General features: G+C 28.5%; 1 protein-coding gene. It reads left to right on the forward strand.

Annotated features, from left to right (window positions below):
- Nucleotides 1-93 precede the first annotated feature (93 nt).
- Nucleotides 94-404, forward strand: a 311-nt coding sequence (locus CRV02_RS14640) for a hypothetical protein (protein WP_258239340.1), incomplete at its 3' end; no start/stop codon positions are given.

Below are 404 nucleotides of genomic sequence, written 5' to 3' on the forward strand. Positions count from 1 at the left end.
AAAGGAACTGACTAACGAGCTACAAAGAATTTAATAATAGCCATAAAAATAGGATATAAAATAACTAACTCAGACTGTGTTCATAAGTTGTTATTGACTAAAGAAGATGACATTTACGTAATAGAAAAGATGATTATATTCGCTGAAGATCTAGGTATTTCACATATCAACTTTCATGATCTTTTTAAAGCAGGTGTTCCTATGGATACTTTGACAGGGAATTTTGCACCAACTCCTGAAGATTGGGTATTAATGTATACTGAAATTTCAAAGAAAATCACTAACAATGAATTTAAAATTGATGTAAAATTACCTCAATGTTTTATTGAACAAACAGAGTTTGAACAAACACAAACATATTATAGATATTACCCTAGAAATTTAGGAGAAATAGTAATGTTTCA

This window comes from Arcobacter sp. CECT 8989, assembly GCF_004116715.1.
Classification (GTDB): domain Bacteria; phylum Campylobacterota; class Campylobacteria; order Campylobacterales; family Arcobacteraceae; genus Halarcobacter.